13 protein-coding genes are annotated in these 14,779 nt (G+C 48.9%); 6 read left to right on the forward strand and 7 right to left on the reverse strand.

Features of this window, described 5'->3' with window-relative positions; all coding sequences use genetic code 11:
• Positions 1-6: 6 nt before the first annotated feature.
• The 5 genes from KJS94_RS17460 to KJS94_RS17480 all read left to right on the forward strand — a co-directional run bounded on the left by KJS94_RS17460 (position 7) and on the right by KJS94_RS17480 (position 7,468).
• On the forward strand, positions 7-2,931 hold the full coding sequence (locus KJS94_RS17460; protein WP_214449318.1) for a SusC/RagA family TonB-linked outer membrane protein: 2,925 nt from the start codon (positions 7-9) through the stop codon (positions 2,929-2,931).
• An 18-nt stretch (positions 2,932-2,949) separates the two neighbouring features.
• Positions 2,950-4,260 carry a RagB/SusD family nutrient uptake outer membrane protein gene (locus KJS94_RS17465; RefSeq protein WP_214449319.1) on the forward strand — a complete coding sequence of 437 codons (1,311 nt, stop codon included), beginning with the start codon at positions 2,950-2,952 and terminating at the stop codon, positions 4,258-4,260.
• A gap of 113 nt (positions 4,261-4,373) precedes the next feature.
• Complete coding sequence (locus KJS94_RS17470; protein ID WP_214449320.1) at positions 4,374-5,639, forward strand: adenylosuccinate synthase; 1,266 nt, start codon at positions 4,374-4,376, stop codon at positions 5,637-5,639.
• An 86-nt stretch (positions 5,640-5,725) separates the two neighbouring features.
• The gene (locus KJS94_RS17475) at positions 5,726-6,163 is read left to right on the forward strand and encodes a hypothetical protein (RefSeq protein WP_214449321.1); all 438 of its coding nucleotides are present in this window, start codon (positions 5,726-5,728) and stop codon (positions 6,161-6,163) included.
• Between the two features lie 114 nt (positions 6,164-6,277).
• Positions 6,278-7,468, forward strand: a complete 1,191-nt coding sequence (locus tag KJS94_RS17480) for an anthranilate synthase component I family protein (protein WP_239804213.1) — start codon at positions 6,278-6,280, stop codon at positions 7,466-7,468.
• A 53-nt stretch (positions 7,469-7,521) separates the two neighbouring features.
• Here KJS94_RS17480 and KJS94_RS17485 read toward each other — a convergent pair whose 3' ends face one another.
• The 5 genes from KJS94_RS17485 to rny all read right to left on the reverse strand — a co-directional run bounded on the left by KJS94_RS17485 (position 7,522) and on the right by rny (position 12,775).
• Positions 7,522-8,586, reverse strand: coding sequence for a lytic transglycosylase domain-containing protein (locus KJS94_RS17485; protein ID WP_214449323.1), 1,065 nt, complete (start codon positions 8,584-8,586; stop codon positions 7,522-7,524).
• A gap of 76 nt (positions 8,587-8,662) precedes the next feature.
• Positions 8,663-10,099, reverse strand: coding sequence for an Asp-tRNA(Asn)/Glu-tRNA(Gln) amidotransferase subunit GatA (gatA, locus tag KJS94_RS17490; RefSeq protein ID WP_214449324.1), 1,437 nt, complete (start codon positions 10,097-10,099; stop codon positions 8,663-8,665).
• A 53-nt stretch (positions 10,100-10,152) separates the two neighbouring features.
• Positions 10,153-10,374: a Sec-independent protein translocase subunit TatA/TatB gene (locus KJS94_RS17495; RefSeq protein ID WP_239804214.1), complete on the reverse strand. Its 222-nt coding sequence runs from the start codon at positions 10,372-10,374 to the stop codon at positions 10,153-10,155.
• A 158-nt stretch (positions 10,375-10,532) separates the two neighbouring features.
• Entirely contained in the window at positions 10,533-10,898 is a 366-nt protein-coding gene (gene rplS, locus KJS94_RS17500) for a 50S ribosomal protein L19 (protein ID WP_214449325.1), read from the reverse strand.
• A 311-nt stretch (positions 10,899-11,209) separates the two neighbouring features.
• Positions 11,210-12,775, reverse strand: a complete 1,566-nt coding sequence (rny, locus tag KJS94_RS17505) for a ribonuclease Y (protein WP_214449326.1) — start codon at positions 12,773-12,775, stop codon at positions 11,210-11,212.
• Positions 12,776-12,982: 207 nt separating this feature from the next.
• On the opposite strand from rny, the gene KJS94_RS17510 reads away from it, so the two are divergent.
• A complete protein-coding gene (locus KJS94_RS17510) occupies positions 12,983-14,110 on the forward strand; it encodes a TlpA disulfide reductase family protein (protein WP_239804215.1) in 1,128 nt (375 codons plus the stop codon).
• A 66-nt stretch (positions 14,111-14,176) separates the two neighbouring features.
• Here the strand turns inward: KJS94_RS17510 and KJS94_RS17515 are convergent, their stop codons facing one another.
• A complete protein-coding gene (locus KJS94_RS17515; RefSeq protein ID WP_214449327.1) occupies positions 14,177-14,470 on the reverse strand; it encodes a cell division protein ZapA in 294 nt (97 codons plus the stop codon).
• Between the two features lie 6 nt (positions 14,471-14,476).
• Positions 14,477-14,764, reverse strand: coding sequence for a hypothetical protein (locus KJS94_RS17520; RefSeq protein ID WP_214449328.1), 288 nt, complete (start codon positions 14,762-14,764; stop codon positions 14,477-14,479).
• Between the last annotated feature and the right edge of the window lie 15 nt (positions 14,765-14,779).

Consider the following 14,779-nt stretch of genomic DNA (forward strand, 5'->3'; position numbering starts at 1 on the left):
GCTGCTATGAGACAAACACTCAGGATAGTAGTGCCCTTATTATTATTGGTGGTACTGCCTTCCTACCTCTTCGCTCAGGTTTCCTTAAGTGGAATGGTTACCGATGGAAAGAATGCACCCATTATCGGTGCGTCTGTGAAATTGCGTAATTCCAATATCGGAACCTCAACGGATGCATCCGGAAGATTCACGCTTTCGGTACCCAATGCAACCGGTTACCTGGAAATATCTTCTGTAGGCTTCCGTAGCCAATCTGTTGCCTTCGACAACTCAAACCTTTCAGGAATATCTGTCCAATTGGTTGAGGATGTAGGCAAACTTGATGAAGTAGTAGTAACGGGTCTGGCTACAACGGTGAAGCGTCGTAACCTGGCCAATGCTGTTGCCACTGTTTCCAGTAAGGAACTGGCGGGAACAGCGCCGGCACAAACTTTTGATGCGGCACTGAACGGTAAGATCCCTGGTGCCTATATCAATGCCAACTCCGGTGCGCCGGGTGGTGGTATTTCCGTTAGGTTAAGGGGGGTTACTTCCATTTTCGGTAATACACAGCCGCTTTATGTGATCGATGGGGTATTCATGGATAATACCGCTACTCCCGCAGGCTTGAACTCTGTTACCTCAGCCGCTGCTGCCGGTAATGCTTCCAACCAGGATAACCCATCCAGCCGTATTGCCGATATCCGCCCTGAAGACATAGAAAGCATTGAGATCCTCAAGGGCGCGTCTGCCGCAGCGATCTATGGATCCAAGGCTGCTGCCGGTGTGGTGTTGATCACGACCAAGCGTGGCCGCCAGGGCAGGACAAGGGTAAATGTATCCCAGGATGTAGGTTTCGTGAAGGCGCGTAAACTGCTTGGGGCAAGGCAACTTGATGAAGAGAAAGTAGCAGCCCAGGGATGGGATGTGAACGAATACAAAGCCGCAGTGGCAGCCGGAAAAATTTATGATTACGAAAAGGAAATGTATGGTGAAACCGGATTTACCAGGAATACGACCATCGGTTTGACGGGTGGTTCCGATCGCACCACTTTCTTCTTCTCAGCAGGACAAAAGGACGAAGAAGGTATCATAGCCCGGACCGGTTACCGCAATAGCAGCCTCCGCCTGAATGTTGACCATCGTATCACCGATAATATCAAGATCGGTATCTCTACCAACTATATCAACTCTTCAGCCGATCGCGGTCTGACACAGAACGATAATGCCGGTGTGACATTTGGTGTGGCGCTTTCCTCCACCCCCAGCTTTACCGAATTGCACCCGGATGCAAATGGTAACTATCCCAGGAACCGTTATGCTGCATCCAACCCGCTTGAAACGCGTGACCTGATGACCAATAATGAAAAGGTAAACCGTTTCGTTACGGGTGTTAACCTTGACTGGATCTTGCAGAAGTCTTCCAAATCCACTACCCGTTTCATCGGTAGGGGAGGTGTGGACTACTACAGTCTAAAGACCAATGCCCTGTTCCCCAGTTCCCTTCAGTTCCAGGCGGTGAACAAGGGAACTTCCATCCAGGGTTTTGCCAATAACCTAAACACGAACTACATCTTCTCTTTTGTAAACAACTTTAACCCCAACGAGAATGTGGGGCTGACCACTTCAGCAGGTATCACCCAGGAAAGAAGGGATTATGATAACCTATTGAATGTGGCCACACAGGTGATCTCTGGCCAGTCCAATGTTGACCAGGCCGGTTCGCTCACAGCAACACAGTTCAGGACCAAGAACCAGGATGATGGTTTCTTTATCCAGGAAGAAGCATCGCTGTTTGATGCGATCACCCTGACAGCAGGCGTCCGTTTTGATAAGTCAACCAACAATGGTGACCCCGATAAGTTGTATGCCTATCCCAAAGCTGCGGTATCTTGGAACCTGACCCGTTTGGGCATCAAGAACTCAGGCATCTTCGATAACATCAAGGTGCGTGCAGCCTATGGAGAGGCAGGTAACTTCCCAGCCTTCGGCAGTAAGTTTACCAGCCTGGTTGTTTCCAATGTCGATGGTCTTCCCGGCTCGATCGTAAGTACCCAGCGTGGTAACCCAGCCATTGAACCGGAGCGCCAGACTGAATTTGAAGCTGGTTTCGACCTGGCCCTGGTGAACAACAGGGTTAACCTTGAGTTCACCTGGTACAACAAGAAGATCAAGGACTTCCTCCTGCTCCGCACCCTTCCTGCATCATCAGGATTCTCCAATGAGTGGGTGAATGCCGGTGACCTCCAGAACAAGGGTATTGAGATCGGTTTGAACGCGCTGGTGATCGCCCGCGACGATATCAGGTGGAACTCTACCGTTAACTTCTGGAAGAACAGGTCAAAGGTTACCCGCCTGGTAATTCCCCCGACTGTTCTTGGTGCCTTTGGTAATACCCTTGGTACATTCAAGATCGAGGAGGGACAGTCTGCTACCCAGATCGTAGGTATCGATAATGGTCCCGCAACCAAGCTGGGAGACCAGGAGCCCGATTTCCAGATGAACTTCTGGAACGAACTGACCTTCTGGAAGCGCCTCAGCCTGCGATTCCTCATCCATTGGAAGCAGGGAGGCGATAACCTCAACCTGACCGAGTTGCTTACCGACCTCGGTGGTACCAGTCCGGACTATGATGCGGATGCCAACAAGAACGGTGTGAAAGATGCTTTGGACAGGATCAATGCCCTGGGTGTAACGGCAAGGCCTTTTGTGCAGGATGCCGGCTATGTAAGGCTTCGTGAGATCGCCCTGTATTACAACTTTAAAGTACCAGGTAACACCATTAAAGGCCTTCGGATCGGTGTATCAGCCAATAACTACTGGACCAAGACCAATTACAAGAGCTATGATCCTGAAGTGTCAAACTTCGGATCAGGATTCTCTACTGGTGTGGAAGTTACCCCGTTCCCTGCTGCTAAGCGTGCAAGCCTTCACCTGTCCATTGATTTCTAAACTGAAAAAAGAAATGGTATGAAAAAACAACTCTTAATATTAGCAGTTGCCGCTTTTTCAGGTATGGCCTTGCCTTCCTGTAAAAAAGAGATCGGCAACCTTAATAATCCCACTGTTGAGGATTTCCTGAATAATGCCTCAAAAGCCCAGCTCAATAACCTGGTGACAGGTATCGAATCCGGAATGCGTAATAACCTTCCCATGTACCTCGATGTAGTTGGGGTGATAGGCAGGGAGATGTACCGCTTCTCCGGTTCAGAACCCCGTTATACTTCTGACCTGGTAGGAGCAGGGGAGGCCCAGCTCGATAACAATACTTTCTACCTGACCAACCCCTGGGCATCGCGCTATAGGGTGGTGAAGAACTGTAACCTGCTGATCGAGGCAGCCGAAAATTCAACACTGCTGACCGATGCTGAGCGCAATGGTTACATAGGATTCGCCAAGACCTTCCTGGCCTATCAGTTATTGCTCAACCTGAACATGACCTATAATAATGGGATCAGGATCGACGTGGCAGACCCGGAGAACCTGGGCCCTGTGGTGGCGAGTGTGCCTGAATGTTTATCGGCGATTTCCACCTTACTGGAAGAAGGAAAGACAGCGCTAACCGGTTCCTCTAATACCTTTATCCTAACCTCCGGGTTTGAGACAGTTGGCGGGCCTGATGGTGTTGTGAAAGTGAATCGTGCCATTGCCGCCAGGGTAGCCGTTTACCGCCAGCAATGGCAGGCAGCCCTCACTGCATTGAATGAATCTTTCTTTAACCTGGATGGCAATTTTAACACAGGTGCTTACAGTGTATTCACGACAGGTTCCGGTGACCAGTTGAATGGTGCCTACTTCCCCCAGAACCAAAATGGCGAGGTAAGAGTGGCTCATCCTTCCTATGATACGGATATCGAAGCCAATGATGACAGGATTGGCAAGGCAACCTTGCGTACTGCCCCAGCTAGCCAGTCCGGACTGGAAGGGGACAGGGATGTTTGGGTGTATACTTCAGCCGTATCGCCTATTCCCCTTATCAGGAACGAAGAACTTATCCTGATCTATGCGGAGGCACAGGCCCAATTGGGCGGAGCCGGACTGGGTGAAGCTACCAAGGCCTTGAATAAGATCAGGAATGCCCACGGTTTAGGTAACCTTCCCGGCAACCTTACCCAGGCCCAATTGATCACCGAAATGTTGAAGCAGCGCAGGTATTCCCTGTTTTTTGAGGGGCACCGCTGGGTAGATATGCGTCGTTACAACAGGCTGGCAGAATTGCCCAAGGACCGCCCGACAGATGATGTTTGGGTGCAATTCCCACTACCGCTGACCGAACAATAGGTTGTTATACTGATTTTTTTTGAGGGAGCCATTAGGTTCCCTCTTTTTTTAATTCTGCTCCATCACCTATTTTTGCCGCCTATTCAATTCTGAATTTTCACAAACCACACTACATGGTAGATGCTATTCTAGGCCTCCAATGGGGCGACGAAGGAAAGGGCAAGATCGTTGATTATTTTGCCCCCCAATATGATATTATCGCGCGTTTCCAGGGCGGCCCCAATGCTGGTCACACCCTTTACGTGAACGGGAAAAAAGTGGTGCTGCACCAGATCCCGTCCGGCGTTTTCCATGAGAATACCATCAACCTGATAGGGAACGGTGTGGTATTGGATCCCGTAACACTAAAGCGCGAGTGCGATACAGTGGCCGGCTTCGGAGTTGACGTAAAAAAGAACCTGTTCATTTCCCATAGGACCCACCTGATCCTGCCCGGCCACAGGGCCCTGGATAAGGCATCGGAGATCCAGAAAGGAAATGATAAGATCGGATCCACCCTGAAAGGTATTGGCCCCGCCTATATGGATAAGACCGGTAGGAATGGTCTCAGGGTCGGTGACCTGCTGGACAAAAGCTTTACTACTTCCTATATCAAATTGCGCCTCAAGCATCAACGCTTGCTGGATAATTTTAATTTCCAGGAAGATATCAGCGCCTGGGAAGAAGAGTTCTTTGAGGCCATTGATTTCCTCCGTAGCCTGAATATTGTGAATGGTGAATACTTCATCAATGAGCAGATTTCAGCTGGAAAGAAAGTACTGGCTGAAGGCGCCCAGGGAAGCATGCTGGATATAGATTTTGGCACATTCCCCTTCGTTACTTCTTCCAATACTACCACTTCTGGCGTATGCAATGGCTTGGGTGTTGCTCCCCAAAAGATCCGCGAGGTAATGGGCGTGACAAAAGCCTATTGCACCCGTGTAGGAAGCGGACCTTTCCCAACGGAATTGCATGATGAAACAGGGGAGGAATTACGTAAATTGGGTAATGAGTTTGGCGCAACAACCGGCCGTCCTCGCCGCTGCGGCTGGATCGACCTGGTTGCCCTGAAATATGCCTGCATGATCAATGGTGTTACCAAGGTGATCATGACCAAGGCGGATGTGCTGGATAACTTCAAGAACCTTGATGTTTGCACAGGGTATGAAGTAGATGGCAGGGCTTCTTCTTACGTGCCCTTCCAGATGACAAGGCACAATATTGCACCGGTACTGCAATCATTCGAAGGTTGGAACATGGATACTACCGGGGTGAAAACGTACGAAGCTTTGCCAGTGAAAATGAAGGAATATGTAAACTTTATCAACCAATTCATCGGTGTGAACGTTTCGCATATTTCCAATGGCCCAGGTCGTGACCAAATTGTGGCTGTTCCATAAGGGAATTTGTCCTGAAAAAAAATGTTTTCAAAATTTGGCCAATTAAAAAGAACGCTGAAATTTTACAACGTAATCCTTTTTGTGTTATGGCATCCAAATCTGACAAGGAAAAAAAGACTACCAAGAAAGCTGCTGGAAATGCAGATGAACCAGTGAAGAAAGCATCCTCAAAATCCAAGAAGCAATTGGAAGAGGATGACGATGACCTGGAAGATGATGACGAGGAAACTCCAAAAGCTTCTGCCAAGAAAGCCGCAAAATCCTCATCCAAATCCGCAAAGGATGAAGATGAAGATGATGAGGAAGATCTTGATGTGGAGGATGATTGGGAAAAGGTTGACGAAGAAGACAGTTGGGATCCTGATTTTGAGGAGTTCGACCTGCCTAAATCCAAAACCAAGAAGAGCACTGGAGGAAAAAAGGGTGCAAAGGACGATGACGATGACCTGGGATTGGATGAGGAATTCAAGGACATGGATCTCTTCAACGACACCGGCTTTGATGATGATGACGATGATTTTTAATTGATGAAGTCAATTATTGAAGGAAGAGAATTTTCAGGTTTCGCTGTAAAAGTGAACCGCGAAATAAAAACGCAAATGTTGAATTGGGCTAACCGGTTCAACATTTGTTGTTTTATGGATAACAATGGTTATGATGGCAGTCACCACAGCTATGAGTGCCTAATAGCTGCAGGGGCATGGCGCCAATTAAAATTGCCATCAGGAAAAGCATTTGATTTGCTCAATGCCTTTTCCAGGCAACAGCGGGATTGGTTGTTCGGTCATTTTGGCTATGAACTTCGTACCGAAACTGAACAGCTGGAAAGAAAGCTGCCTGATCCAATCGGGTTTCCGGATCTCCATTTCTTTGTCCCGGAGCACCTGCTTCTGGTGGGTAATGACCAGGTATTGATCAGTAGCCACTCCACAGACCCTCGACAATTGTTCCAGCAGGTCCTTTCCATGCCAGCAACCGCAAGGGAGCCAAGGGTGCCGGCCCAGCTTATGCCCCGCCTTACCAAAATGGAATACCTGGAAAGGGTAAACGCCATTAAAGCGCATATCCATAGGGGTGACTGTTATGAAGTGAATTTTTGCCAGGAATTCTATGCAGGGGACGTGAAACTGGATGCCGCAGCGGTATTCCAGGAGCTTTGTGAAGTATCCCCTAACCCGTTTGCGGTCTATTACAAAACGGATGATCGATACCTGCTCTGTGCAAGCCCGGAACGCTACCTGCGCATCCAGGATGGGGTGATCTGGTCCCAACCGATAAAGGGTACGGCGCCCAGGGACAGTCAGGATCCTGTTCATGACCAGCAGCTGGCCAGGTCTTTACAGGAAAGTGTCAAGGAAAGGTCCGAGAATGTGATGGTGGTTGACCTGGTGAGGAATGACCTGTCCAGGATCTGTAAGGAAGGAACTGTTACTGTGGAGGAGCTTTTCGGTGTTTATTCCTACCCTCAGGTACACCAGATGATCTCTACCGTCAAGGGCGAATTGAGTGAGGGTCAGAACTGGGTCGATGCGGTGAGGGCTACTTTTCCTATGGGCTCTATGACGGGTGCTCCTAAGAAAAAGGTAATGGAGATCATCGAGCACTATGAAACCACCGGCAGGGGTATTTTCTCAGGTGCAGTCGGTTATGTTGACCCAAGGGGAAATGCCGATTTCAATGTGGTGATCCGCAGCCTCATGTACAACTCCCTCAATGGCTACCTTTCCTACCAGGTGGGATCCGGGATTACCTGGTATGCGGACCCGGAAAAGGAATATGAAGAATGCCTGTTGAAGGCTGCAGCCATAAAAAAAGTGCTGGCGCATTAAACGGCCGGCACTTTTTTTATGGGGTTAGCTGAACCCCTTGTATAAGTTATCAATTATTTCGAGGACAATGCACTGTTCAGCAGGAGCTGTACAGATTCCTGCAGGATCTGGTATTTGTTGGCGTTAAACAGTTCCATTTTATCGCCCGGAAGCTTCAGTTCATAACTGGTGGTTGAACTGGCCATCACCCTGTCAAATTCAGGATTATAGCGGTTGAATTCAGTAATATCCATGCTGATATGCTTGGCGATCACTACAGAATTGTATTTTCCGGATACTTGTTGGGTGCGGGCTGACTGATCTTCCTCAGAAGACAACTGTCGATTGAATGCATAAAGGTTCTGGCCATAATGGGCCTTGGTTTCCGCCTTGGTCAGGGTAGTAATACCTCCTTGTCCCTCAAATATGTAATGGGTACCTATGAACTTCTTCACGTGTGTCCTTGATTCCGCCGGAAGGTAATATTGCAGGTCCCAGAAGTTCTTGCTGCCACTTTTGGCAATGGCCCTTTGAACGGCTCCCGGACCACCATTATAGGCGGCGATCACCAATAGCCAATCGCCAAACTGGTTGTAGAGCTCCTTCAGGTATTTGGCGGCAGCATGGGTGCTCTTCACATAATGGGTTCTTTCGTCAACCTTCCTGTTTACCTTGAGGCCCATCCTGATAGCGGTCTGGGGCATGAATTGCCAAGGACCCACCGCTCCGGCCCAGGATACCGAACTGGCCTTGAGGCGGGATTCAATAACCGCCAGGTATTTTAGTTCTCGGGGCAACCCGTATTGGGCAAGAATGCCATCCATCATATTGAAGTAAGGCAAGGCCCAGCCCTTCATTTCCTGGAGGGACCTGGAGTATTTGTCCATATAGTCCTCAACAAAACTGACCGCGCGGGGATTCAATCTTGGTGCTTTGACAGCGGAAGAGCCCGTAAGTTCAATATCATACAGGTCCACAAAGTCATTCCTGGTGGGGGAAATACTGTCTGATTTGGCCGGAAAGGAAGAAACCTCTTCAATCGTTCCAACCGATGGTTTGGTAGATAAGGTAGTTTCCTGGGCTACGGAGGTGTTAAGCAATCCCCCGAAAAGGATACCTAACCAAAAAAATAATTTCATGTTCCAGATTTTGGTTCACAATAACAGTCCATAGCTTCTCACAGGGGAGTTAGTCAGGCGATGACCAGGGATTGGATCAATGGGCGTGCTGCACCAGCAACTCTGAAACCTGGAGCAAAGATAACTCCTGGAATTGGTTTGTCATAGCCTGCAAGCCAAAAGGCATGCCATTATTGTGCCAAAAAAGAGGTAGGGAGATACCGGGAATGCCTGCCAGATTGGCAAAAACCGTATAAATATCACCCAGGTACATGGCCACCGGGTCGTCAGATTTTTCGCCGAAGGAAAAGGCAGTGGTGGGAGCTGTGGGGGAAAGGATCACATCGTAATCCTTGAAAATCAATTGGGTTTGATCGTAAAGCTGTCGCCTTACCTGCTGGGCCTTGGTAAAATAAGCATCATAATAGCCTGCGCTCAGGACAAAACTGCCCAACATGATCCTGCGCTTCACTTCCCTGCCAAAGCCTTCAGAACGGTTCCTGGCATAAAAGTCTGTTAAATCGCCCGTTTCCAATTCAGTCCGGTGCCCATATCGGACCCCGTCGAACCTTCCCAGGTTGGAGGAGGCTTCGGCCGTGGTGAGGATATAATAGGTGGGGACGATGTATTCCAATAAGGGGAATTCAAGGGCGTCTACGGTGTGTCCTGCGCTGCGCAGACGGTCAAAATAGTTCAGGAGGGATTCCTTGATCACTGGATCCAGGGAGGGGTGCTCTACTGCGTCCCTGAAATAGGCAAACTTCCATTTATTAGGTCCATTTTGCAGTCCTGATGCATAATCCGGGACAGGAAGCTGGGAAACAGTGCTGTCATATTGGTCAGGGCCCGCAATAACAGAGAGTGTCCGGGAAATATCCGGGATGTTCTTCCCGAAAATACCTATCTGGTCAAAGGAGGAAGCATAGGCGATGAGGCCATAACGGGATACGCGGCCATAGGATGGTTTAAGTCCCATGATCCCGCAGAAATCGGCCGGCTGCCTAACAGAGCCGCCTGTATCGCTTCCAAGGCTGACCATGCAAAGGTTGGCCTGGACAGCAACGGCAGAACCTCCGGAAGAGCCACCGGGTACCCTGGTATTGTCGTGGGCATTCAGGGTAGGGCCATAGTAAGAGTTCTCATTAGAGGACCCCATGGCAAATTCATCGCAATTGAGACTGCCGATAATGATGGCGCCTGCCTCCAGGAGTTTGGTAATGGCTGTTGCATTATACGAAGCGGTATAATTGGCCAACATCCTGGATGAAGCGGTTACCTTGTGTCCTTTATAACACAATACGTCCTTTATGCCAACCACAACGCCATGAAGGGGTTCCAACGGGGAACCATCCTTCCTGCGGGCATCCAGTTCAGCAGCACGTTCTACGGCTTCCTGCCTGTATACCTCCACAAAGGCATTGAGATGGCGCTTAGACTCAATCTCTAGCAAATAAAACTCCACTACTGCAGAACAGGTAGTGGAGCCTTTTTTCAATTCGTTATGGTACTGTGCTATTGATTCGAAGGAGAACAAAATCGCTTTCGGGTTTTACCTTTTTGAAATATCCTGGCTACTGGTCAAAGAGATTACTGCGCTGCAGAACTCTTGTCCTTTTCCTTGATCCCTTCCTCGATCTCCTGCTTCACGTTGTTCTTGGCGTCATTGAATTCACGGATACCACGACCCAGGCCGCGCATCAGTTCAGGAATTTTTCTGCCACCAAATAACAGCAGCACCACCAGGATGATAAGAATCCATTCGCTGCCACCAGGCATTGATATCAACAAAAACGGACTAGCTACTAACATGCTACGTGATTTAATATGTGAGTTGTAAAGTTAAAGAAAATTAACCCCTTTTCCAGCATGTAATTTACGCCATGAAAACGATTGCGCGGTATTATTCACCAGACAATAACAAAAAACGGATGCGAAGGCATCCGTTTCCAACCATTTGCAGGTCAGTATTATTGAGCAGCAGCAACGGCCATCTTCTTCTCCTTGATACGGGCACTCTTACCACTGCGCTCACGCAGGAAGTAAAGCTTGGCACGGCGCACCTTACCAGTCTTGTGCAGCTGGATAGAATCAATATTGGGGGAGAAAAGAGGGAAAGTCCTCTCAACACCTACACCATCAGAGATCTTGCGTACAGTGAAGGTTTGGGTGCTACCCTGACCCTGACGCTTGATCACATCGCCCTTGAAGCTCTGGATACGCTCCTTGTTACCTTCAACGATCTTATAGTTAACGGTGATGTTGTCACCAGCCTTAAACTTCGGGAAGTCTTTCTTCTGCGTTAACTGCTCGTGAACAAATGCTACTGCGTTCATGACTTAGTTTTTTTATCGGACGGCAAAGGTAAGGGGAAAATCGGAAAAATGGAATTTTACCAAAAGGAAATTTTGAATTTAAGGGAAATATCCTGGCCTTTTCCTCCTTGGGGTAACCAATGGATAGGCAAGGTACAGCGTTAACTATTGGTTTCCAATAGAATTGATTGTCGACCCTGCCGTTAATGGGCATTCCCCGGGAGGGCCACTCTTTTGGTTTACCTTGAAAAGACCAGGGGGAAACCCAGCCCTTGTTTCCAATTGCATAGGTTTCCCCCTGATTAAATTATTATATAACCGTTCGCTAAAGGTTAGCGAGCCACGTTCACCGCCCTCTTTTCCCTGATCACGGTAACCTTGATCTGGCCGGGATAGGTCATTTCGGTCTGGATCTTCTGGGCGATTTCAAAACTTAGCTTATCGCTGTCGTTATCGGTTACCTTATCGGCTTCGACGATTACCCTCAATTCACGTCCGGCCTGGATAGCGTAGGCTTTCTCTACACCCTGATAGCTCATGGCCATGTTTTCCAGGTCCTTGATGCGCTGGAGGTATTGTTGCATGATCTCCCTTCTTGCACCTGGGCGGGCACCGCTAATGGCGTCACAGGCCTGTACGATAGGAGAGATCACATATTGCATTTCCATTTCATCGTGGTGTGCCCCAATGGCGTTCACTACTGCAGGGTTTTCACCGTACTTCTCAGCAAGCTTAGCTCCCAGCAGGGCGTGGCTCAGTTCAGATTCCTCATCGGGAACCTTGCCAATATCATGGAGCAATCCGGCACGCTTGGCCAGTTTGGGGTTCATGCCCAGTTCAGCAGCCATGATGCCACAGAGGTTGGCTACTTCGCGGCTGTGCATCAGCAGGTTCTGGCCATAGGAAGAACGGAATCGCATCTTACCAACGATCCTTACCAGTTCCTTGTGTAAGCCATGGATACCCAATTCGATCACGGTCCTTTCACCAATTTCCATTACCTGCTCTTCGATCTGGCGACGGGTCTTTTCCACTACCTCTTCAATACGGGCAGGGTGGATACGTCCGTCGGTTACCAGGCGCTGAAGGCTCAGGCGGGCGATCTCGCGGCGAAGCGGATCGAAAGAAGACAGGATGATGGCTTCCGGGGTATCGTCTACGATCAGGTCAACACCGGTTGCCGCTTCGATGGCGCGGATATTCCTTCCTTCGCGTCCGATGATCTGGCCCTTGATTTCATCGCTTTCCAGGTTGAAAACGGTAATGGAGTTTTCGATGGCCTGTTCAGCCGCTGTACGCTGGATGGTTTGGATGATGATCTTGCGGGCTTCCTTATTGGCTTTTTGCTTGGCCTCATCGATGATCTCCTGCTGCAATCCCAGGGCCTGTGTATGGGCCTCCTGCTTCAGGCTCTCCACCAATTGGGCTTTCGCTTCCTCAGCCGTAAGGCCTGCGATCTTTTCAAGCCTGCGGATATGTTCTTCCTGGTGCTTTTCCAGTTCAGTGCGCTTGATGTTGACCAGTTCGATCTGGCGGTTCAGGTTTTCCTTGATGGCTTCATTTTCCTTGATCTGCTTGTCCAGGGAGGCTTCTTTCTGGTTGATGTTCACCTCCTTCTGTTTGATCCGGTTCTCACTGTCGCCCAGCTTCCTGTTCCTTTCCATCACCTCCTTGTCATGCTCGGCCTTCAGTTGCACAAAGCGCTCCTTGGCTTCCAGCATTTTCTCCTTCTTCATGGTTTCAGCCTGCACCTGGGCATCTGAAACGATCTTCTGGGCTTGTAATTCTGCTTCCTGGATCTTTTGTTGGGTGTTTTTCGCGAAAATGAACTTTCCGGCTACTATCCCGACCCCCAGGCCAATGACAGCAGCAATTAAGGCAAGTATTGTCGAGTCCATTGATTTGTTTTTTAAATCTGTAATTCAATTCTTAAATATCCTGCATTCTCCTCATAAATGATTGAGTCAGACGCTAATTTGCGAAAATACGAAATGGGCTTCATACCAGCATCACCAGTTTTAACATTAGCTTTAGTCTTGAAATGGGTGAACGGTTAGCAATATCCTGCTGCCGGCTGTAAATTGGGCTGAAATATGTAGTCAAGCATGAGAGTAGTTCCAACAATTCTTGCCTTATCCCTTCCTTTTGCCAGCATTGCACAATCCGGCTCCTTCCAGATCAAGGGGAAGCTGGATCAAGTAAAACCCAGTCCTGGCAAGGTTTACCTGCAGTATCGGGCCAATGGCGCCTGGGTAAAGGACAGTGCCCTGGTGCAGGGCGATAGTTACCTGTTCAAGGGTAAACTGGATGAACCCAGGATGGTGACCCTTCAGACAGAAGAAGTGCAGGGTAATAAGCCTTATAGCGTTACTTTTTATATGGAGCCTGTTAAGGCCAGTGTGCTGCATCGCGACAGTTTCCCCGATCCCGTCATCAAGGCAGGAAAGGGGCAGGAGGATTACCAGAACATTCAGCAAACCCTGCAGCCTTTTGAGGCCAGGCAGAAGCTGTTGGTGGAGCAGTATACTGCCGCCAGGAAAGCAGGAGATATGGTCACTATGGAAGCCATTGACAAGCAGTATGAAGCACTGGAAGAAGAGATGAAAGAAAAAGTATACCGGCCATTCCTGAAGGAGAAAATAAACTCGCCGCTCGCATTTTTTGTACTGCGTCAGTATGCCGGCTACGATATTAAGAACCCGGATGAAATTGAAGGCCTATTCAGGAAACTCCCTGCCAGGGTGCAGCGCTACCCGTCTGCAGCGGAATTCGCTACACAGGTGGAAACGGTAAGGAAAACGGCCATTGGCCAACCGGCCCTGGATTTTACCCAGGCTGATACAGCAGGTAACCCCGTTAGTCTTTCTTCTTTCAGGGGCAAGTATGTATTGATCGATTTCTGGGCTTCCTGGTGTGGTCCTTGCCGTGCAGAGAACCCCAATGTAGTGAAAGCATTCCAGGCCTATAAGGAAAAGGGTTTTACCGTTTTGGGTGTGTCCCTGGACCGTGCAAATGCCAGGGATAAATGGCTGAAGGCCATAAAGGATGACAAACTGATGTGGACACAGGTATCGGACCTCCAGTTCTGGCAAAATGCAGTGGCCAAACTGTATGGGATTAATGCCATCCCGCAGAACTTCCTGGTTGATCCCAATGGAAGGATCATTGGCAAGAACCTGCGCGGGGAGGAACTGCAAAGGAAATTGCAGGAGCTGTTTGCAGGGGGTAATTAAGGCTGGTTGTAGTGGCCAGTTCCAAAACATAGTTAAAGGGCGGGATGATCATCATCCCGTCCTTTTTTATTGACCCAGTTCTTTGTCAATGATATTTTCCAGTTGCGATAATTTATCGGCGATAGCAGCCTGGTCAAGATGGGATTGGGTTTGGTGGCTTCTCTCTGTTGCGTACCACACCAGCACCATTGCCACATAATCCTGCATATCCTTGGCGGAGAATTGCGTCTTGAACTCAATGATCTTGTCATTGATCATTTTCATGGTATTCCTTACTGCCTCCTCATCCTGCGGGCGGATCTTGATGCGGTAGTTGCGGTCGCCAATAACGATATTTATGGGTATCAGGCTATCTGTCATGGGTTATCAGGTATTGAGCAGGGCAAGGCATTTGTCAATTTCCTTCAGGTATTGGTTGATCCTTTTTTCGAGTGCCTGTTTATCTGTTTCGTCCATTTGGGGCCTCGATAATTTCAGTACTTCGATCTGTCTTTCCAGTTCTTCCAGGCGATGCTGTTGCAACCTGTCTTTTTCCTGGTAGGATTGCAACTGGAAAACCAGGCGCTCCTGGTCCTTCTGCAGTTGCTGGTTTTGTTTTTGCAGCAATTGCAATTTGTCCTGGATCCGCCTGATCTGTTGCAAAATATCGTTCATGCTCCCAATGGTTTA

Source organism: Flavihumibacter rivuli (genome assembly GCF_018595685.2).
In the GTDB taxonomy this organism is placed as follows: domain Bacteria; phylum Bacteroidota; class Bacteroidia; order Chitinophagales; family Chitinophagaceae; genus Flavihumibacter; species Flavihumibacter rivuli.